At 56.7% G+C, this 21181-nt stretch carries 20 protein-coding genes; 6 read left to right on the top strand and 14 right to left on the bottom strand.

Annotated features, from left to right (window positions below):
* Positions 1–121 precede the first annotated feature (121 nt).
* From RGM3321_RS25835 to RGM3321_RS25825, 3 genes are all read left to right on the top strand, one after another.
* A complete protein-coding gene (locus RGM3321_RS25835; protein WP_244395411.1) occupies positions 122–922 on the top strand; it encodes a transporter substrate-binding domain-containing protein in 801 nt (266 codons plus the stop codon).
* 122 nt (positions 923–1044) lie between these two features.
* Positions 1045–2697 (top strand): methyl-accepting chemotaxis protein, encoded by a 1653-nt coding sequence (locus RGM3321_RS25830; RefSeq protein ID WP_279614138.1) that lies wholly within the window; start codon positions 1045–1047, stop codon positions 2695–2697.
* 152 nt (positions 2698–2849) lie between these two features.
* Entirely contained in the window at positions 2850–3842 is a 993-nt protein-coding gene (locus RGM3321_RS25825; protein ID WP_244395410.1) for an ATPase, read from the top strand.
* Between the two features lie 56 nt (positions 3843–3898).
* Here the strand turns inward: RGM3321_RS25825 and RGM3321_RS25820 are convergent, their stop codons facing one another.
* The 9 genes from RGM3321_RS25820 to RGM3321_RS25780 all read right to left on the bottom strand — a co-directional run bounded on the left by RGM3321_RS25820 (position 3899) and on the right by RGM3321_RS25780 (position 12690).
* A complete protein-coding gene (locus RGM3321_RS25820; RefSeq protein ID WP_244395409.1) occupies positions 3899–4918 on the bottom strand; it encodes a branched-chain amino acid aminotransferase in 1020 nt (339 codons plus the stop codon).
* A gap of 145 nt (positions 4919–5063) precedes the next feature.
* A complete protein-coding gene (locus RGM3321_RS25815; RefSeq protein ID WP_244395408.1) occupies positions 5064–5708 on the bottom strand; it encodes a CatB-related O-acetyltransferase in 645 nt (214 codons plus the stop codon).
* A gap of 43 nt (positions 5709–5751) precedes the next feature.
* The gene (locus tag RGM3321_RS25810; RefSeq protein WP_244395407.1) at positions 5752–6636 is read right to left on the bottom strand and encodes a glycosyltransferase family 2 protein; all 885 of its coding nucleotides are present in this window, start codon (positions 6634–6636) and stop codon (positions 5752–5754) included.
* 255 nt (positions 6637–6891) lie between these two features.
* On the bottom strand, positions 6892–7779 hold the full coding sequence (gene cyoE / locus RGM3321_RS25805) for a heme o synthase (protein ID WP_244395406.1): 888 nt from the start codon (positions 7777–7779) through the stop codon (positions 6892–6894).
* Positions 7780–7789: 10 nt separating this feature from the next.
* Positions 7790–8122, bottom strand: a complete 333-nt coding sequence (gene cyoD / locus RGM3321_RS25800; RefSeq protein ID WP_024643949.1) for a cytochrome o ubiquinol oxidase subunit IV — start codon at positions 8120–8122, stop codon at positions 7790–7792.
* Complete coding sequence (locus RGM3321_RS25795) at positions 8122–8754, bottom strand: cytochrome o ubiquinol oxidase subunit III (RefSeq protein ID WP_002552344.1); 633 nt, start codon at positions 8752–8754, stop codon at positions 8122–8124. The genes cyoD and RGM3321_RS25795 overlap by 1 nt, the downstream gene beginning before the upstream one ends.
* A 3-nt stretch (positions 8755–8757) precedes the next feature.
* The gene (gene cyoB / locus RGM3321_RS25790) at positions 8758–10770 is read right to left on the bottom strand and encodes a cytochrome o ubiquinol oxidase subunit I (protein WP_011266851.1); all 2013 of its coding nucleotides are present in this window, start codon (positions 10768–10770) and stop codon (positions 8758–8760) included.
* Positions 10771–10773: 3 nt separating this feature from the next.
* On the bottom strand, positions 10774–11715 hold the full coding sequence (cyoA, locus tag RGM3321_RS25785; RefSeq protein ID WP_004656081.1) for a ubiquinol oxidase subunit II: 942 nt from the start codon (positions 11713–11715) through the stop codon (positions 10774–10776).
* A 465-nt stretch (positions 11716–12180) separates the two neighbouring features.
* Positions 12181–12690, bottom strand: coding sequence for a disulfide bond formation protein B (locus RGM3321_RS25780; protein WP_244395405.1), 510 nt, complete (start codon positions 12688–12690; stop codon positions 12181–12183).
* 611 nt (positions 12691–13301) lie between these two features.
* On the opposite strand from RGM3321_RS25780, the gene RGM3321_RS25775 reads away from it, so the two are divergent.
* From RGM3321_RS25775 to RGM3321_RS25765, 3 genes are all read left to right on the top strand, one after another.
* Positions 13302–14198 (top strand): chemotaxis protein, encoded by an 897-nt coding sequence (locus RGM3321_RS25775; RefSeq protein WP_244395404.1) that lies wholly within the window; start codon positions 13302–13304, stop codon positions 14196–14198.
* A 65-nt stretch (positions 14199–14263) separates the two neighbouring features.
* A complete protein-coding gene (locus RGM3321_RS25770; RefSeq protein WP_244395779.1) occupies positions 14264–14725 on the top strand; it encodes a GNAT family N-acetyltransferase in 462 nt (153 codons plus the stop codon).
* A gap of 116 nt (positions 14726–14841) precedes the next feature.
* On the top strand, positions 14842–15597 hold the full coding sequence (locus tag RGM3321_RS25765; RefSeq protein ID WP_244395403.1) for a YkgJ family cysteine cluster protein: 756 nt from the start codon (positions 14842–14844) through the stop codon (positions 15595–15597).
* 18 nt (positions 15598–15615) lie between these two features.
* Here RGM3321_RS25765 and RGM3321_RS25760 read toward each other — a convergent pair whose 3' ends face one another.
* The 5 genes from RGM3321_RS25760 to RGM3321_RS25740 all read right to left on the bottom strand — a co-directional run bounded on the left by RGM3321_RS25760 (position 15616) and on the right by RGM3321_RS25740 (position 21151).
* Entirely contained in the window at positions 15616–15840 is a 225-nt protein-coding gene (locus tag RGM3321_RS25760; RefSeq protein WP_002552338.1) for a hypothetical protein, read from the bottom strand.
* 93 nt (positions 15841–15933) lie between these two features.
* Entirely contained in the window at positions 15934–16932 is a 999-nt protein-coding gene (locus tag RGM3321_RS25755; protein ID WP_244395402.1) for a fimbrial protein, read from the bottom strand.
* A gap of 1 nt (position 16933) precedes the next feature.
* The gene (locus tag RGM3321_RS25750) at positions 16934–17719 is read right to left on the bottom strand and encodes a molecular chaperone (RefSeq protein WP_244395401.1); all 786 of its coding nucleotides are present in this window, start codon (positions 17717–17719) and stop codon (positions 16934–16936) included.
* Positions 17716–20187, bottom strand: a complete 2472-nt coding sequence (locus RGM3321_RS25745; protein ID WP_244395778.1) for a fimbria/pilus outer membrane usher protein — start codon at positions 20185–20187, stop codon at positions 17716–17718. Before RGM3321_RS25745 ends, RGM3321_RS25750 begins: the two co-directional genes overlap by 4 nt.
* 202 nt (positions 20188–20389) lie before the next feature.
* A complete protein-coding gene (locus RGM3321_RS25740; RefSeq protein ID WP_244395400.1) occupies positions 20390–21151 on the bottom strand; it encodes a molecular chaperone in 762 nt (253 codons plus the stop codon).
* Positions 21152–21181: the final 30 nt, after the last annotated feature.

Here is a 21181-nt window from a genome sequence, read left to right as displayed (position 1 = left end):
CCCTGATTTATGCACGCACATTTGACTTCATGTTTTCATTACAGCTTCACATCGGCCTGACAAATGAAGCAATCTGTCGACTCCAACAAAACCGACTGCACGGTTGAGAGCACTCAGACTCATGATGAACCTTAAATACAGCGCATTCACCGCCCTGCTGCTGGGCATGACAGGCATGGCTCAGGCTCAGGCTCAGGAATCCGCGTCGCATCTGGACAAGGTTCTGCAAACCGGCCAGCTGACAGTCTGCACCACTGGCGATTACACGCCCTATACCCTGCTGCGCGAAGACGGTGAATACGAAGGCATCGATATCACCATGGCACGCTCGCTGGCCAAGAGCCTGGGAGTTAACGTGCAGTGGGTGCCTACGACCTGGAAGAACCTGATGCCTGACATGGTTGCCGGCAAATGCGACATCGGCATGGGCGGCATCTCGGTCAGCCTGGAACGGCAGAAAAAAGCCTTCTTCAGCAATACGCTGGATGTCGATGGCAAGATTCCCCTGGTGCGCTGTGAAGACAAGGCCCTGTACCAGACGGTCGAGCAGATCAATCAGCCCTCGGTGCGCTTGATAGAACCGGCTGGCGGCACCAATGAAGCCTTCGCGCGCGCTCATCTGCCGAAGGCGTCTTTGGCATTTCACGACAACAAAACCATCTTCCAGGAACTGTTGGACAAGAAGGCTGACGTGATGATCACGGATGCCTCCGAAGCGCTTTACCAGCAGAAACGCATGCCAGGCTTGTGTGCAGTCAACCCGACCGCATACATGCAATACGGCGAAAAGGCTTACCTGTTGCCCCGCGATGATGTGACCTGGAAAAGCTACGTTGACCAATGGCTGCACTTGAGCAAGGCCACTGGCGAGTATCAGCAGGCGCTCGGGGAATGGCTGGCGGTGCCTGTGCAGCCGCAATAAATATCATTTAGCCACCATTCCTGATCTAAAGCTTGAGTCCGGGAAGCCGATAGTTGGTGACTTGCGATGCATTTCGCAAGGTCCTGATTTAGCAGGCGAACAAACCCTACAGGGGAACTCCCATGTCACAGACTCAAGCGCCTCGTGGCGGTTTCACCATAAAACAACGGTTGATGGCCTCGACCTTCGCCATCATCGTGGCGTTTATCGCTTTGTCGTTTTTCATGATCCATACACTCAAGACATCCACTGAGAATGTCGACGCTCTGTACAACCGGGATTTTCTGGCCACCGAGGCCGTGAACAATATCGACGGTGCACTGACCCGTGTGGACATCAATATCCTGCGCATGATCGCCATCGGCAATCCGGAACAGACTGCGGGCTGGAAAAACGAGAACGAGGCCGCTTTTGCCAAGCTTGATGAGCTGACCGTTTTGCTCGGCAAGGACACCGCTGAAACGCTGGATGTTACGCTGACCCAGCAGTTGCAGCGCGACTACACAAAGTTGCGTGACGGTATGCGGCACCAGACGAGCGTTATCCAGACGGGTGATATCGCCGCCGCCACCAACATCAATCGCACCGAGGTCAAACCCTTCGCCGAGCAGGTCTTCAAAACCCTGCAAACTCTGCGCGAACAAGGCAAACAAAAGGCAGGCGAGCGTTTTGAAGCTCAGGAAGCAAGTGCCACCCGGACCAACAACCTGTCCATCGCCGCCACACTTTTGATTGCGGTGCTGGGTGTCGTGGTGACATTGCTGACCATACGCAGCATTCTGGCCGCCATCGGTGGCGAACCGGGCACGGTGGCCACCATTACCCGCACCATCGCCAGAGGCGATCTGAGCAGTACGATCAAGGTCAATGCCAATGACAACACCAGCGTTGCCGCTGCCGTGGTTGCCATGCAGACTCAACTAAGGGAAACCCTGCAACAGATTTCAAACTCAGCGACCCAACTGGCTGCCGCTGCTGAAGAGATGACCGCCATCACTGAAGACGGGGTTCAGGGCATCCAGCGACAGAACAACGAGATTGACCAGGCCGCAACTGCTGTCAATGAAATGACCAGTGCGGTAGAAGAAGTGGCGCGTAATGCCGAACACACTGCACGCTCTTCAAGCAATGCGACCAGCGCAGCACAAGCAGGTCTGGGCCTCGTTAAAAAGACCGTAAGCGCAATCAACACCATGAGCACCGACGTACAGAAAACAGCTGTGCTGATTGGCGAGCTGGCGGATCAGTCGCGTGACATCGGCAAGGTTCTGGATGTGATCCGTGGTCTCGCCGAGCAAACCAACCTGCTGGCCCTCAATGCCGCTATCGAGGCAGCCCGAGCGGGTGAAGCCGGACGCGGATTTGCCGTGGTGGCGGATGAAGTGCGTGCGTTGGCGCACCGCACTCAGCAATCAACCAGCGAAATAGAGCGTCTGGTCAGTAATATTCAGAACGGCACTGACCGGGCGGTGAGTTCCATGCGCGGCAATACTGAACTGGCCAGCGACACCCTCAGTATCGCCGAGGGTGCCAACGATTCTTTGAGCGTCATCAGTACAGCAGTCAGTGAAATCAACGACCTCAATCTGGTCATCGCCAGCGCCGCGCAACAACAGGCACACGTTGCGCGGGAAGTGGACCGCAATCTGGTCAACATTCGTGACCTGTCTGCGCAATCTTCATCGGGTGCACAGCAGACCAGCAGCGCGAGTCGCGAATTGTCGACGCTGGCTCTGGACCTGAACAATATCGTCGGGCGCTTCCGTCTGTCCTGATGCGAGGTATGCTCTGTGCGCGGCCAAAGCGCGCAGAGTGCGCAGATTTCGGATAGGGCCTCAAGCCGATATGCGCGTCTGCGTACATATTCTGTTGCAAGCCCGTTGCGCCTGAAATAGCGTGGTGCCTTGGACGAACAAGGACGGCACGCATGAAGCCTGGCAAACCTATCACACGCGCATTCTGTGTCGAGTTGCAGCAAGAGCTGTCAATCGCTGCTGCCCGACGCGAATACTTCTCTCAGGAGCCGCCACGCAAACGCTTCGAGTTTCTCTGTTCGAATGAGGCTTGCAGGGCAATGGGGGCAAAGGTGACTGGTGTTCGCTATGACGTGAAACCACAGGACAACCCGACCTTCGTTGCTGCGCACTTCCGCGCCAACCCGCACTACGATCACCATCCGGGGTGTGAATGGGTGGATGAGAACGCAGACGAAAAGCCGGACGTTCATGTCGAAGAAACAGATGCTCAGACGCGTCTGCGCCAGGCCAAGCGCAAGCTGGATGACTACATCGACATATTCGACCCGACGCTTAAAGCACCGGCCAAAGAGAAATCCGGGGAAGAAAAAACCGGTGCAGGCAATCTGCAGCCCATCGTCAGCCAGCCTTTGAGCGAACCCGCGTCACCCAAGGCCGCTCGCTACAGCGAAACCCGCACCAATAACCTGGAGCGCCTGGTAGACAGCTATCGACAGGCCAAGGCCGAGTTGTCACTGGACGATTTCAAGCTGTTGAAACTGAGAATTCCCGGCCAGGGCGAAGTGTCGCTACGCGGGTATTTTCGCCATATCAAATACGCGCAAACGGGTGACAACGGCCGTGTGCTATTTGGTGGCGGGTTGATTGAGCAACGTTACGGACTGGGCTTCAAGTTCAGGTTTTTTGACCGTATCGATGGCAAACTGGTGACGCTCTACATATCGCCCGCGCAAATGCAGGCCTATCGTTCAAACCGCTATATCAGTGAGTTATTAAGCCACGCAGAAGAAGTGAAGTTCTTCACGGTATATGCATTGGGAACGGTCACGCAAAGCCCGTCTGGCAAGAGTTATGGCTTGGAAGTAGACGACTTGCGGCATCTGGCGATTGTGCTGGGCCCAACGAAGGAGTTGGTCGGGGAAGGGAAAGCCGCTGCACCTTGAGCATGCGGCCAATGATCGTTCCAGCGCATGGCGCTGGAACGATACAGGTCAAGCTATCAGGCCTTGACGATCCAGCCGGCTGGCGCCTCGATGTCACCGGATTGAACGCCGGTCAATTCCTTGTAGAGACGCTGAGTGACCGGACCGACTTCGGTCTGGCTGTGGAACACATGCAGCTTGTCCTTGTAGGAAATCCCGCCAATCGGGGTGATCACCGCAGCCGTACCGCAAGCGCCCGCTTCCTTGAAGGTGTCGAGCTGGTCGATGAATACATCGCCCTCCTCGACCGTCAGGCCCAGACGGGATTTTGCCAGTTCGATCAGCGACAGACGGGTGATGCCCGGCAGCACCGACGGTGATTTCGGCGTCAGGAACACATCATTATTGGTGATGGCAAAGAAGTTTGCCGAACCCACTTCCTCGATCTTGGAATGAGTCTGCGGGTCGAGATAGATGCAATCTGCAAAACTGTGTTTCTTGGCTTCAGAACCTGGCATCAGGCTGGCGGCATAGTTGCCACCAACCTTGGCAGCCCCGGTGCCATTGGGCGCAGCGCGGTCGTAACCGGAAATCACAAAATTGTTTGGCTTCAGGCCGCCCTTGAAATAGGCACCCACCGGAATGCAGAAGATCGAAAAGATGAACTCCGGAGCGGTACGCACGCCAATGTTGTCACCCACACCAATCACGAACGGGCGCAGGTACAACGCGCCGCCGGAACCGTATGGCGGGATGAAACGTTCGTTGGCCTTGACGACCTGCTTACAGGCCTCGATGAACACATCAGTGGGTACATGAGGCATCAACAGGCGAGAACAACTGCGCTGCATGCGCTGCGCGTTCTGATCGGGACGGAAAAGATTTATCGAGCCATCCTTGCAGCGATAGGCCTTGAGACCTTCGAAGCACTGCTGACCGTAATGCAGCGCGGTCGAACCCTCGCTGATATGCAGCGTGTTGTCCTCGGTCAGCGAACCCTGATCCCAGGCACCGTCGCGCCAATGAGAAAGGTAGCGCTTGTCAGTCTTGATGTAATCGAAACCCAGAGTGTCCCAGTTGATGCTTTCTTGACTCATAACGCCCTCTATCATTTTAGCGACTGCCTGGACGAGTCAGGCCAATGCCTTATTCTGCCAGATCATTCAGGCCCTGAGGCTCGAAATAAATGCAAACCGACATCGCATTTCTGAAGCACATCCACACCCAGGCATCAACTGAGCCCTATCCAATGGCCGACTGCGCTGCCGATGCCTGACGCTGGCGAACATAGCCGAGAAAGGCATTCATGTCAGAACTGCACAACGTTCGCGCTACGGCCTTGACCTCCTCCATCGGCCAGTCCCACCAGGCAGTTTGTAACAACAGGTCGCGAACATCCTCTTCAAAACGCCAGCGGATGAACTTGCAGGGGTTGCCCCCCACAACCGAATAGGGGGCCACATCCCTGACAACCATCGCACCAGCGGCAACGATTGCACCGTGGCCGATGTTAACGCCCGAAACAATGACAGCGTTGGCGCATATCCAGCAGTCACTGCCAATGGTCACGTCTCCCTTGCTGGGCGAGTAGTCCTTGATATCTGCCAATTGCTTGACCATCGCGGGGAATGGGTAGGTGGTGATCCAGTCCGTGCGATGTTCGCCACCCAGCAGAATCCTCACGCCCTCGGCGATGGAAGTGTAAGAGCCTACCCGTAGTACCGAGTCATCGCCAAACTCAACGATATCCGGGGTGCCATAGGTACCTACACCCACTTCAGCTCGCGGGTATTGCAACCTGATTTTCTCGGCAAGCCTTTCCAGCTTGTCCATCTTGCGCAATTGTCTGCGTACTTTTCTGGTCTTCAGCAGCTCGATAAATTTCATAACCACCTTGAATCAAAGAATTTTCCGAGCGGCAACGCCATACTCACCGATAGCTCAGCAGCAAGCGCTTGCAGCGTCGCCAGGTCGTACTATTGAAATATTTCCAGGGGATGGTACGTAAAAGACTCCAGGCGTATCGCTTATCCGCGACAGCGGCGTATTTCAAGGCCTTGTTGACGGCCTGCGTACGGCCCCTCTGATATTCGGGATGCTCACGGTAAGGCTCGATACTTTTCAGGTCAGCCTCGAGCAGCACCTTGTACTTGCGTGAAAGGTTGTTCGGGTGACGTCGATAGCGTGTCACGACTTCGGGGATCACATGAATTTCATAGCCCAGGCGGGCAATTCTCAGCGTGGCCTGGAAATCCTGAACCTTTATCTCCGGGTCGTAGCCGTTCGCATCGCGCATGACCTGCATCCGATACAGCGCCACCGGCGCCCCGACAACGACCGCACCGCGCAACACGTCGTCGAATGTCAGCCGTTCAATATAGTCGCGCGATTGGCATTTGATCGTGTTGCCGTCACAGTCCATATAGCTGATCAGTGCGCCCACGCAGCCGACTTCGGGGTGCTCGTCGAGATAATGCGCACGGATACGCAGCGAAAACGGGAGCATGATGTCATCGAGGTCCGGAGTGGACAGATAGACGCCTTTCGCATATCGCAGGCCATGATTGAGAGCGGCACTGACCCCCTGATTGGCTTGGCGATAGAGCTGGAACGGGTAACGCGCCTGCAATGACTCAAGCATCGCGATGCTGTTGTCGGTCGAACCATCGTCAACGATGATAACTTCAAAATTACCGTAGTCCTGAGCAAAGATGCTCTGAAGGGCAGCTTCAAGGAAGCGCTCGGCGTTATAGCAAGGGGCGACGATCGAAACCAGGGGTTGAGGCGTGAGGCTCTGACTTTCTGAGGGCATCATGGGGTAATAGCCATAATCATTATCGGCCCTGACGGGCTCGGGAAACGGGTTATCCATAACAGGCGTTCGAAAAGCCGCACATCATGCGGTAAACAGCCCGTTTTTTCTATGGAAGGTCACAAACGCCCAATAACGAGGCATATCCGGCCGCAAAAAATGCTGCCACCGCCGAACATTCATCAAGTGTAGATCGCATCCGAAAAAAAACCCCGTTCTTCGCAGAACGGGGTTTTCAGGTTGTGCATCAGGTGAACATCAGAAGGCGTAGGTCACCAACAATTCTTTTGTCACCTGAAAGTCCACCGACATCATCACGCTTAAGGCAGTGATGGTGAAGATAGAAAACACGAACAGCTTGCGAGCCCAGACAGTATCGTCAACGGCCTTGTAACCCTTCCAGGCCATGTACAACCAGTACATGCCCATGCCTGCTGCAACAGCCAGGTAGTTGAGGCCCGCATAACCACCTACGGTCAACATCAGGGTCGCCACGAGGAACGCCAGAATGTAGAGCATGATGTGGCGCTTGGTGACCAGAATGCCGCGCTTGACCGGCAGTACCGGAATTTTCGCCGCACGATAGTCATTGAAACGGAAGATGGCAATCGCATACGAATGCGGCATCTGCCACAGGCTGAACATCACCAGTAGCGTCAGGGCCGCGAAGTCGAAGCTGTTGGTCACTGTGCAGTAGCCGATCACTGGGGGCATGGCCCCCGAGAGACTGCCCACCAGCGTGCCGTGAACCGATCTGCGTTTCAGGTACAGACTGTAAAGGCCGACATAGATCACAAACCCGATGACGGCAAACAAGGCAGCCAACAGGTTGGCCTCGGTGTACAGCAGGGCAACGCCCGCAACGCCGAGTATGGTTGCGTAGAGCAGCGCCAGTTTCAATGAAACCAGGCCCTGCACCAAGACCCGGTTACGGGTCCTTTCCATACGCTGATCGATATCGCGATCGATACAGTTGTTGAACACGCAACCAGACGCAACGACCAGGGAAGTACCAATTACTGCAGCGAGGAACACGCCGAAGTCGATATTTCCCTTGGAAGCCAGAAAAAAGCCACCTGCCACCGAAAGCACGTTACCGAAAATGATCCCCGGCTTGGTGATTTGGATAAAGTGCTTCAGTGACATCTGGTATTCCTCAATGCGCCATCATTTCGCGGTGGACGCTGAAAATGATCCACAGCGACAGGCCAACCAGCAGGACGATAACCATCGTGGTAAAGGCGAAGGCCATCACGTTGTTGCGCTGCACGCTCGTGAAATCCAGGTGCAGGAAGTAATGCAGGTGCACCAGGATCTGGATGATCGCGAAGACCAGAACGATTGCAATCGTCATGTCCTTCGGCAGCGACGGCGACATCACCAAGGCAAACGGAATGGCGGTCAGGATGACCGACAGTACGAAACCGATGATGTACGACTTCACCGAGCCGTGACTATTGTCTTCAGCGGAGTGATGCGAATTTGACATTACAAAGCTCCCATCAGATAGACAACGGTGAACACGCCGATCCAGACAACGTCCAGGAAGTGCCAGAACAGGCTTAGGCAGCTCAGGCGCGTCTTGTTGGTGTTGGTCAGGCCCTTTTTCTGGACCTGGAACATCATGATCGCCATCCAGATCAGACCGCTGGTCACGTGAGCGCCGTGCAGGCCTACCAGCGCGAAGAACGCTGACAGGAAGCCGCTGCGGCTCGGACCGTAGCCTTCGTGGATCAGGTGATGGAATTCATAGATTTCCATACCGATGAACGCAGCACCACACAGGAAGGTCAGTGCCAGCCAGCCCAGTACCTGGCTCTTCTTGCCTTTGTACAGTGCCAGCATGGCGAAGCCGTAAGTGATACTACTGACCAGCAGGAACGCGGTTTCCACAGCCACGAATGGCAGCAGGAAGATGTCCTGGCCCGACGGGCCACCCGCGACACTGTTGACCATAACGGCGTAGACCGCGAAGAACGAGGCGAACAACACGCAGTCAGTCATCAGGTACAGCCAGAAGCCGTAGACCGTCATGCCACCGCTGTCGTGGTGATCGTCATGCCCATGATCATGGTCGTGACCGTGATCGTGGGCTCCGGAGTTGATTGCAATATTTGACATTGTTTAAACCTGTTCCAGCGAGGACTTGACAGGAGTGTATGCACCGTTGGCCGCCAGGACCTTGTGATGCTCACCTTCAATACGCGCTACATCTTCAGCCGGCACCATATAGCCCTGGTCGTCACGGACAGCGTGAGCAACGAAGACTGCAATGGTCGCCACCAGGCTTGCGCCTACCAGCCACCAGATGTGCCAGATGAATGCGAAGCCGAAGACCGTCAGCAACATACCCATGTACAGGCCGGTCGCCGTGTTGTTAGGCATGTGGATCGCCGAGTAGCGGGCAGGAACCTTGTAAGCAGTGCCGGCACGCTTGGCGTCGGTGAACGGGTCGATGTCGTCAGCTTTTGGCAGCTCGGCAAAGTTGTAGAACGGCGGTGGCGAAGAAGTGGACCATTCCAGAGTATGGCCATTCCATGGGTCACCGGTCAGATCGCGGTTGTTGTCACGGTCACGGATACTTACGAACAACTGAATCAGCTGCGAAGCGATACCCATGGCGATCAGCACGGCACCGAACAGCGCGACGTCCAGGTAGATGTTCCACTCAGGCATGTCGGTAGCGTTCAGACGACGGGTCATGCCCAGGAAGCCCAGCGCGTAAAGCGGCATGAATGCGACGAAGAAGCCGACGATCCAGAACCAGAACGCTGCCTTGCCCCACTTCTCGTTCAGGGTGAAACCGAACGCTTTAGGGAACCAGAACGCGAAGCCGGCTATGTAACCGAATACCGCACCACCGATGATGACGTTGTGGAAGTGAGCGATTACGAACAGGCTGTTGTGCAGTACGAAGTCAGCACCTGGAATCGCCAACAGAACGCCGGTCATACCGCCGATCGAGAAGGTGACCATGAAGCCCAGGGTCCAGAGTACCGGCGCGGTGAAGCGCAGACGCCCTTGATACATGGTGAACAGCCAGTTGAATAGCTTCACACCCGTCGGGATCGCGATAAGCATCGTCGCCAGGCCGAAGAAGGCGTTGACGTTGGCACCCGCACCCATGGTGAAGAAGTGGTGCAGCCAGACCATGAAGCCCAGGATACAGATCGCACCGGAGGCGAAGATCATCGACTTGTGGCCGAACAGACGCTTGCCGGAGAACGTGGAGATTACTTCCGAGAACACGCCGAAGGCCGGCAGGATCAGGATGTACACCTCAGGGTGACCCCACGCCCAGAACAGGTTCACGTACATCATGGGGTTGCCGCCCATTTCGTTCGTGAAAATGTGGAAGTCCAGATAGCGGTCAAGAGTCAGGAACGCCAGGGTAGCGGTCAGGATCGGGAAGGAAGCCACGATCAGGATGTTTGCCCAGGTGCAGGTCCAGGTGAAGATCGGCATGTCCATCAGTTTCATGCCAGGGGTACGCATCTTCAGAACGGTTACGAGGAAGTTGACCCCCGTTAGCGTCGTACCTAACCCGGATAACTGTAGCGCCCAGATGTAGTAGTCAACCCCTACGCCAGGACTGTATTGCAACCCGGACAGAGGTGGATAAGCTACCCAGCCGGTCTTGGCGAATTCACCGACACCCAGGGAGATGTTGATGAGCAGCATACCTGCGACCAGCAGCCAGAAGCTCAGGGAGTTCAGGAACGGGAACGCCACGTCGCGAGCGCCGATCTGCAGAGGCAGAACGATGTTCATCAGACCCGTGAAGAACGGCATCGCCATGAAGATGATCATGATCACACCGTGAGCGGTGAAGATCTGGTCATAGTGTTCAGGCGGAAGGAAGCCTTCGGAACCGTTCTGGGCCATCGCCAGTTGGGTACGCATCATGATGGCGTCGGCAAAACCGCGCAGCAGCATGACCATGGCAACGACGATGTACATCACGCCGATTTTCTTGTGGTCGACAGAGGTCAGCCATTCAGACCACAAGTACGTCCACTTGCGGAAATAGGTGATCAACCCGACAACCGCAATGCCGCCGAGCGCAATCATGGCAAGTGTCACCATGACTATCGGCTCGTGGAACGGCACCGCTTCCAGACTTAATTTGCCAAACATCGTTTACTCCTCTGCCCCAGCAGCTGAATTTTTGCCTTTTTCCGCACCAGCGTCACCGGCCACTTCCTTCTCACCAGCAACAACCTTCTTGCCTGGATTCATACCTTCATACTTGTCGATGACGATCTGGAACAGGTTCGGGGTGACCGAGGAAAAGAGTTCGACAGGGTTGCGTTCGCTCGGCTTGATCAACTCGGCGTATTCGGCCGTGCCAAGCTTTTTAGGTGAGCTCTTGACTTCGCTGACCCAGCTGTCGAAATCGGCCTGGCTGGTGGCGATAGCCTTGAACTTCATACCGGTAAAGCCCGCGCCACTGTAGTTGGCCGAAATACCGTTGAATTCGTGATTTTCGTTGGCAATCAGGTGCAGCTTGGTGTGCATGCCCGCCATTGCGTAGATCTGACCACCCAGACCCGGGATGAAGAAGGAGTTCATCACGCTGTCCGAGGTAACCTGGAAATTGATCGGGGTCTTGGCCGGGAATACGATCTTGTTGACCGTGGCGATGCCGTAGTCCGGATAGACGAACACCCACTTCCAGTCGACCGAGATCGCCTGAATGGTGATCGGCTTGACGTCCGACTCAAGCGGACGGTAAGGGTCCAGCGAATGAGTAGAGACGTAGGTGATGTACCCCAGGAAGACCAGCAGCAGCATGGGTACGCCCCAGACTGCGATTTCGATCTTGGTGGAGTGGGACCAGTCCGGCGTGTACTTGGCGGCCTTGTTAGAAGCGCGATACTTCCATGCGAAGATCAGGGTCATCAGGATGACCGGGATCACGACAATCAGCATCAGCAACGTAGCGATTACGATCAGGTTCCGCTGCTCGATACCCACCTGCCCTTTTGGATCGAGCAGAGGTACGCCATCGCATCCACTGAGCAAAAGCATACAGAAAAGGGCCAAGAAGCCAAAAAACCTGGGGTACCTTTTTTTACTCATTTCACGACCTCTAAAAGCAGCTTGCGCGGTGCAGTTGGGTTTCGACCGCCAACACTTCGCCCTGCCAGTGCCGGCTAATTTTTTTGAATTGAACAAGGGCCTGCCAGTACGCACAGCGGCATATCGACAAGTCCGGGTTTAGCTATGGATTCTTGTTTTTTGAGTTGCTGGAACTGCCCAAAATATCGGGCAGACGCTTTCGACGCGGCCATCATACGCCCTCAGAGGCAAGCGTTGCGCTGCCTGTTCAGAGTGCACAGGGGACGCTCCAAGCCTCAAAATGCTGATCGTTCAGCCAGGCTGGACGACAAGTGGTGGGGATTGTAGATACGTAAATTTTTAATGACTATGCCTAATTTTGTAACAGTTATTCTCCTGATGCGTAACAATCACCCTCCAAACATGTCATTTCACCCAAAAAAAGCCCCGTAATCACGGGGCTTTTTCTCTCGAAAGCCCCTGTATTTAGTAAGGTTTGCGGCGGTTGCGAATGATGCACGCCGGTACCAGAACTGCAGTCAGGACGAACGCTACCAGCGCCCATTGCGCGAGCGACAATCCGAGGACCGGCGGATACGGCGTCGTGCAGAAACCGCTGACCTGAAACCCTGTAGGGAACAGTGTAGCCAATGGCAGGCCGTCAACGATCGGTTGCAGGACGTCGATACCGCAACTGTCGGACGGATGGGCAAGTATCCATACATGCCGACCGGCCGCGGCAATTCCGCCCAATGCGCTGAGAGTGACCAGCGTTTCACACACCGTAACGCCGCGACGTCCGGACATGGCAGCGCCGATGAACGCAAAAATGGCGATGAACAGCAGTGCGTAGCGCTGCAGGATACACAGCGGGCAAGGCGCCTCGCCCAGCACGATCTGCATGTACAGGGCCCCGCCGATCAGGGCCAGGCAGATAATCCCCAGCAAAACCAGAAAGCGCTTTTCGCGTCTCAGGTACAACGTGTTGTCGCTCATTCACATACCTTACTGAACTGATGAAGTGGTTGGTCAACGCCATGCAACGTGCGGGCGAAGCCTGAAACAGGAGTGTACAGCCCGGCTGCACCTAGGCGTGCGCGATGATCATCTGTCTTATTCGGCAACTCAAGCGTTCGCCAGCCATACGGACACATTTGCCCGCTGGGTGGTCTGAGCAGCGTCGTTACGATCGACAAAGCAGTCTTCGCCAACAGCCGGATGAAAACCTCTTCTATATAGAGAGGGCGCGTCACTTTGTCGCACCAGCTCTTCTATATATAGCTGCGGTATTTTGCCGCAGGGCACGCTGCTGTCAAAGCACAGTAGCGTACGAACCTGCGACGCTGACTGTCGGAATGCGCGGAGCGACAATGTGCCGCCCCTCGCCCGGTTTGACTGGACCGAAGCCAGACTGCCACTATTCACACCTGCGCAGGCAGCTCATGCAGGCCGCCGTTAGGCGTTGAAACAACTTTCACTGACCAGTGAGCGGCGCGGCCAGCCGTACGTTAAAAATCCTCAAGCCTGCCCGTCGCAGGTCGATAACCTGTCATAGAAAGTTGTTTGCCGCTTCCAGGCGACGAAACACCTACAGCCAGAAGGTTCATATGTCCAATAACGTCCGAGCAGATTCACTTTCGCTGCTCCTCTTCACGTTGCGCAGCGGCAAGCTGATGGCGATCAACCTGCTCAAGGTCAGTGAGATCATTCCCTGCCCTCCCCTGACCCATCTTCCCGAATCGCACCCGCACGTCAAAGGTATCGCCACGTTGCGCGGCTCGTCACTGTCGGTCATTGACCTGAGTCGTGCAATCGGTGAGCGCCCTCTGGCGGATCCCGACGGTGGCTGCTTGATCGTTACCGACGTCAGCCGCTCCAAACAGGGCCTGCACGTTCAGGCCGTCAGCAAGATTGTGCACTGCCTGACCACCGATATCCGTCCGCCACCCTACGGCTCGAGCAGCAAGTCGTTCATCACCGGGGTCACTCAGGTCGATGGCGTGCTGGTACAGGTTCTGGATATCGAAAAAGTGATTCACGGTATTGCTCCGGCGCAGATCGTCGTGCAATCGACGGAGCTGGCCAAAGAGGATGCCGAAATGCTCGGCAAGGCGCGGATTCTGGTTGTCGATGACAGCCAGGTTGCGCTGCAGCAGTCGATCATCACCTTGCGCAATCTGGGCATCGAATGCCACACGGCGCGTAGTGCCAAGGAAGCCATCGACGTTCTTCTGGATCTGCAGGGCACTGAGCGGCAGATCAACGTGGTGGTTTCCGATATCGAAATGTCGGAGATGGATGGCTACGCCCTCACCCGGACTCTTCGCGATACGCCCGACTTCAGCGATCTGTATATCCTCTTGCACACCTCGCTCGACAGCGCGATGAACAGCGAGAAATCGCAGATCGCCGGAGCCAACGCTGTGCTGACCAAGTTCTCGTCACCCGAGTTGACCAAATGCCTGATCGAGGCAGCACGTACGGTGGTCGCCCAAGGGCTCTGATCCCGGAACGCGCACCGACGCAACGTCCGAACCTGACCGATGCATCTGCCAGACATTACTGGCTGATGCGTCGGACTCTCGCCTTACCCGTACCCGCTGCGGCCTGGCCGCCGCGCGTCCTGCCGCGACCTTTCACCCTTGAGCAAGCTCCAGAGGTTCACCGCCTGCTGACACTGGGTCATGCCAGCGCGGCGGGCAGCGTGCCGGATTACCCGGACTGGCGAGCCGCCTTCGAACAAGACCCTGAATTCGACACGTCGCGGTGCTTTCTGGCCATCCTGGACGAAACGGTGGTGGGCGTGATCGTCTGCTGGACCAGCGCATTCATCAAAGACCTGGTTGTGCATCCCGAAGTGCGACACAGCGGGATAGGCTCCGCTCTGCTCAACCACCTGCTCGCCCATTTGAGTAGGTGCGGCGAAGCAGCAGTCGATCTTCACGTCATGGAAAACAATCTCACGGCACGGCGTCTTTACGAGAAATCAGGGATGTCCTACCTGAAACGTTTCGACGTTCCTGCAACCTGACGGGCCTGTTGACCCAACCAGCGACTGGCGCACAACTTGCTTCCTGCGCTGTATCAGCCGGGCGAGCGACCAATTGTTGTCGCCCGGCGCGTAACTCTGAAAGGGTCATCGAGACAATGGACACCAAGTTTTCCTGTGTGGGTTGCGGCGGTTGCTGCACCGACCACCACGTGCCTCTCACGCTCGGCGAAGCCGCGCAATGGGCGGCAGACGGCGGCAACGTGATTGTCTTGACCGAAGCTTTTCTGAGCAATGGCTATGGCGTTTCCGAGGCCCAGCTGACCCATGCCAGCCGTCGCTCGACGCAGGTGAACAGCGGCAGCACCACAGCCTTTGTGGCGATCACCTTCGCGGCCTACAACGTTGGACGTTGCCGGAATCTTGACGAGAAAAACCTGTGCCGCATTTACGAGCGCAGGCCGCTGGTGTGCCGGATCTATCCGATGGAGATCAATCCGCACATTCCATTACGCCCCGAAACCAAGGGCTGCCCGCCAGAGTCCTGGGAGCAGGGCCCCGACCTTATCGTTGGCGACAGGCTGGTAGATACGCAGTTGATGGAGCTGATCGAACAATCCCGTCAGGCCGATCGGGATGAAATAGAGACCAAACAGTTGATCTGTCAGAAACTGGGCATTCGCACCACCGCCCTCAAGGGTAACGGCTTCGTCGCGTATCTGCCGGACATGAACGCATTTGCGACCGCCATCGCGGAGGTCGCAAACCGTGCGCAGGATATGCAACCCAATGGCTCGCACTGGGAGTTTCATGTAGCGGGGCAGCAGGTTCTGGACACCCTGCAACAGGAGGGTGCCGACGTTACGGATCGGGAGCCGGTTTCCTACCTGTTCATACCCTTGCAGGCCGCCTGAACAGGGTTACTCACGCGATCAGCGCTTGCCCATCGATCTGCGCGTGCCCGCCGGGGCTACGCCAGGGGTTTTGTGATGGCCATGCTTGTTGGCTTTCTGATGCCATGCGGGTTCCTTTTTGGCTTGGGCAAACTCAGAAGGCTTGAACGGAAAGCTGAAAGGCGCAATGACAGCCTTCTTTTCAGTGTCTGCGACGGAGTCGGCTGCGGCGTCTTGAACAGGGGGTTGTTCAGGAGTGGTCATGGTGTCACCAGAAAGTCGAATTGGCCGGGCACATGCCCGCGGTCGCGCAGCATACATCAATCGCCGCGCAACCGCCCGAGCCTCCTGTCGCCGTCATTTGTAGAACAGATCGACCATGATCTCGGCATTGAACGGTCCCGGCGTTGGAGTATTGGTATTCCAGAGTAATTGCGCATTGAAGTCAGCACTGGCAGCGTTGGTTTCACCCAGCAGTTCTGCCAGATGGAACGGCTCGTTGTAACGTAATGGCTGACCGCTGACGGCGCTGGCAATGCGAATCCCCAGTGAATCATTGCCGGAGGGAACGAGCAGTTCGCCGGACAGATTGCCTGTCACCGGTCTGAAACGCGCATCAATGCTGAACGGCGAATCGCACGTGCGGCTGGTTAGCAGAGAAAATGTCTGTGTGGCGATTACCTTGCCAATGGCCACCTGATGTATGGCAATGTCGCCAAACTCCACGGTCTCCGGGAGCACTTGCAGATCGGCGTCGCAGGCCACGAACCGTAGCCCCCGCAGGTTGTTGATCACGTAACTGAGGCTGCGCCCCGGCACCCGGCTTGAGTCCGTCGCACCACCCAGTTGAAAAAACCGGTAATCCAGCAGATCACTTGCCACGCCAGAGGGTGGTGTTGCGCCGAACTTCTGAATAAACACGGAAAACGCCAGATTGAAGCGCACCTTTGGACAATTTTCGATATTGCTGTCGCCTTCATGGCAGACCGGCAAGTAGGTGCCGGTACTGACCCGTCCGCTGCCTTGCAGATGATCGGTGCCCTGAAGCGTCAGGCCGGCGCGGATACCCTGACCGATCAAACGATTGTCCGGATTCAGGTAGATGAAAATCTCTTCCTCGACAGACTGCGAGCCATCCTTGGCACATTCGACCTGAACATTCACAGGCTCGGAACGCCACACCACTTCCCCGTTGGGAATCGACTCCGGAATCGCCACCGTACTGCCCAGGTCATCGTGAATTTCGGTTTCACCGCCCCCTTGAGTGGTACAGACCAACGCGAAGACGGAAGCCGGATTCAGCATCAGCAACACCACAGTGGATCGCAGCCAGCGTCTGGCAGACATTAGTTTCATATCAGCATTCGTCCTGAAAGGAATGGGTCTCCAGCAGGCGGGCCGTAAAGGCCGCCTGCCCCTTGAGCGGTGTGCAATAAGTACGCTGACCGCCATAGTCGGTCAGCGCCTTGTATGAAAAACGATGGGTTGCGGAGGGCAGAACGCTCGCAGGCACAACCATTTCAAAATGGGCACCCGGTGCCAGCAGCAGGTACTCGCTGAGTTGAATAGAGTCGATGCGCAACGCTTGCAGAGAGGCGTGATAAGGCATGGGGTTACTGACCGTCAGCAAGGAAGTGCCGGCATTGTCCTGAGTCAGTGTCCACAGCAACTTTGCGCCAGTGTCAGCCGGATCCCCCTCAAGACCAACGGGCCGGTAAAACACATTGATGCGTTGACGCACGGCGACATTCAACTGGCGAACGCCTTCCTGCCGCCGGGGCACCTCAAGCACATACAAATGCACCAGCGACTCGTGCCCCTGCGGCATGCCTGTGCCCTGATACAACACGCGCAGGGTCTGCCTGCCGCCAACTGGCAGACGTGAAAGCGGTGGCGTGACCACGAACGGCAGCGTTCTGCGCCGAGCCGGAGGAGTGTCGTCGTCATCCCGGGCATCACTTAGCCAGGCCTGAAAAAGCGCTTCGGAATCACCTCGATTACGTACCTCGATACTGGCTTCGTGATACTGGCCGTCAAAGACCAGCCGTGTCCCGCTCAGCGAAATCGCCCCTTGTGCGCCAACGCTGCCCGACAGCAGTAACACCGCCAACACTGCCAGGCATGAATCAGCAAGCGCGCTCATTGGCATGTCACCCTGATCCGCTCGTAGGCACGAGCCGGATCTCTGGGCGGTAGCGAGAATGCTGCCTGACAACTTTGATCAGACCAGCGAACCCGCAAGCTGCCGACATCCTGCTCGCTGAGCACCAACGCCTGACTGCCAGGGTCGACCACCGCCAGCGCCCTGCCCTGTTCATCCTCGACACTGGCACCCAGCGGTACCTTGCTGCCGTCGGCGCGCACCAGTTCAAACTGGACGCGGCGGCCCACAATGGCTTTGAAGCGCACCACCGGTATCGCTCCGCGGCGCGGTACGAGCTGGGTGATGGCATTTTCCAGGTCGACATCAGCGCCCAACTGGCGGGTATCCAGGCTGACCCAGTTGGTCCGGTAGGCCTGCGCATAGGGCAGAACGGCATAGCCGTTGCCTGCAGTTTCGACGTTACTGAAGGACTTCAACCGAGCCCCGCTGACGTCCGGAACCTGAACCAGGGCGAAGGTTTCACCCAGCGCCTGCCCCAGGTTCAAACCGCCGGGGTGAGCCACCAGCGAACCCGCCGCAGACAGGCTGAATGCATCGTAGTCCTGGCCCTGGCTATAACCGGCCTCGAAGCGACCGAAACCGGTGGTGGTCATGATCTTCCCGGCACCGAAACTCCCGGAACTGCTGTCACGCCCGGCCTGTACCGAATAAAACGTCTCACGATCGCCCAGCACTTGACCGTTGAGCCCGGCCTGAGCGTTGTACTCGCCGGTGCTGTCGCGCACCGCATTGAAAGACAGTCGCGACGAACCGGGGCTCGATCCGAGCGGCAGGGTCACGCTCAAGGCAACACGGTTGTCGGTGCTCGCTTCACCGTTTCGCCCGAAGTCCTCGTTGCGTTCAATGGACAGGCTGTAATTCACGGTCTGCCAGGCAGCGTTATAGGACAGGTAAAGTTGCCGGGTCTTGCCGGGCAGGTTCCAGTAGCGCTGCTCGGAAGCGGTCAGACTCAGCGATGCGGCCTGGTTCGGCACTATCTGGGTAACACTGAGTTCAAGCCGATCCCGAGCCAGGCCAGTGGACAGCGCCTGTCTCTGCGGGTCGGTATCGCTGACGTGCTGGCTCAGGGTCCGGTACGCTTCAGTGGAGTAGCGGTAACCTGCCACGGCCAGAGTGGTGTCGGTAACGTCCAGCGTGTTGGCATAACGCACCCGCATGCTCTGGCCGCTGCGCGACTGTTGAGCCACCTGACTGACAGACCGGGTGATATCCAGCGACACTGCGCCCAGCCCGGTATTGATCCCGGCACCTATATTCGCGGCCTGGTACTCTTCGGCCAGCTGCAGACCACCGAACCCGGTAATCCGCTCGGAAATCCCATAAATCAGGGCTGTGCTGGCAAAATCGGGAGAGGCCTGAACATTATCGTTGTTATCGACCTGCCCGACGGCCAGGCTGTAGCGCAAGGCTCCCGAGGGGACCATGATCGGCAGCGATGCGTAGGCCTGGGTAAAAGTCCTTATGCGCCCGTCTGCCTCAATGACCGACACCGACAAATCACCATTGGAACCACTGGGGTATATATCGGCAATTTCGAAAGGCCCGGGCGAAACACTGCCGCTGTACAGCAGAAAACCGTTCTGACGAACTTCCACCGTCGCGTTGGTCTCGGCAATTCCGCGGATGACCGGGGCATAGGCTCGCTCGCTGTCGGACAGCATGCCATCGTCAGAAGCCAGTGCAGCGCCCTTGAAGCGAACGCTGTCGAAAACTTGCGAGTCGCTGAAGGTCTCCCCCACCGTAAACTGGCTTTTCAGGAAAGTGATGTCGCGCTGCGCGAAAGTACGATTGCTGAGATAACGCCAGGGCCGATCACTGCCGCCGACCAGTGAGGACTCATTGCGCAATCGCCAGGCCCCAAGGTTCAGGCCATTTCGCAGCCCGAGGTAATACTGGTCCGTTTCCAGCCCCTTGTTACGGCGCCTGCTGCCATTGACGTTGTAGTTGATAAAACCTGCCGTCTCACCCTGATCCCAAAGCTCCGGTGAAACATAACCGCGCGCGCCCCGCGACATAACGGCTTGCGGCACACTGATAGTGAGTCGCAACGCACCGGGCTGATAGTCGACACGCGCAAACTCGACATGCGCGGGCAAATCGAAACAGCCCTGAGCTGTGCCTTCATCTGAAGGCAGGCGACTCAGGTCCAGACCGAAGCTCTGTAGCATTTCAAGCGACAGACAGGGTTCAATCAGGCCTGACACTCGATTTTTTGAAAAAGTGATATCTCGCCTGCCGCTCAGTTTGCGATTGACGTAAATATCAACCCGATAAGTGCCGGGCAGTACGCTGTTGGTACGCAGAAACTCCTGGAGGTCAGGCGGCTGATCGCTTCCCTGGATAAACGCCGTATTGAATTTGACTGTCCCGTCAGCCCGAGTACCGCCAGGCGAGGCTGCGAACGCGCTGAGCGAAAACATCAACGTCAACCCCAGGCCGATACCCAGCGGACAATGTCGTGGGTGAGGCAGAGCGAACTGTGCAATGACTCCCTTGTGATCTTTTTTGCGCCATTCCATAGCGGTCTTCACTCTACTTCGGCTGTCGCGCGCGCCGCGCAATCCTTTACACAGACGCAGGTCTGCCGGGCCGGTTTGTCACGCAGACCCGACGGTTTGAAAGGTGAACGCTGACGTGTGATGTTTCAGGTTATCGAGGCAAGGCCTTGCGGGCATGACCCGGTTCTTTATCGGCCAGTGTCACTTGATAAGGCACTTGCCCGCCGTAGTCATTGATACTGACGAAACTCACCAGCAACGGTGCACTTCCCGGGGTGTGCAACAACGGGATACGCAAGCGCTGATGGGGGGCAAGCATCTGACTGTCGAGGCGGGCAAGCTCATTATCGTGTTGGCGTATGGAAATCCTCAGCATGGACACGTGATAGGGTCCTGGATTCTCCACCTGCACACCCGCGTTATCGATTGATTGCCAGTTCAGCTGTTCAGGTGCCTGCTGCGGATCGTCCTGTAAACCGTCAGGCCGAAAGAACACTTTTATGCGCTGACGTATCGCAATCTGCAGCGTGTTCTCTGCAGCGGTCTGGGGGATTTCCTGCACATTGAGCCATAACACCGATTCACGATCAGTGGGCATGTCTGCACCGGAATGAATGATGCGCAACAGTTGTCTGCCACCTCCGGCCATCCGCGTCAACGCAGGCGTGACGATAAAAGGCAAATACAGCGGGGTGTCGTTGTTGTCAGTCTTGCTGGTCGCCACTGTCGGAGATTCAAGCCAGGACTGCAGGAGAATCTCCCCCCCGCCACTGTTGTGAACACCCAGGCTGACCTCTTTTTCATTGCTCTGATAGATGACGCGCGTCGTATTCAATACGATGCCCGCCTGAACAGAGGACGCCCAGCACACTGCCGCAACAAGCGTCGTGTAGCGAAAAAAATCAGGAAACATACTGGCGTTCGCCTTGAATTCGATAAGGGA

The sequence above is a fragment of the Pseudomonas sp. RGM 3321 genome (assembly GCF_022836805.1).
In the GTDB taxonomy this organism is placed as follows: domain Bacteria; phylum Pseudomonadota; class Gammaproteobacteria; order Pseudomonadales; family Pseudomonadaceae; genus Aquipseudomonas.
The sequence above is the reverse complement of the archived record's forward strand: the minus strand, read 5'-3'. Positions and strand labels throughout refer to the sequence as shown.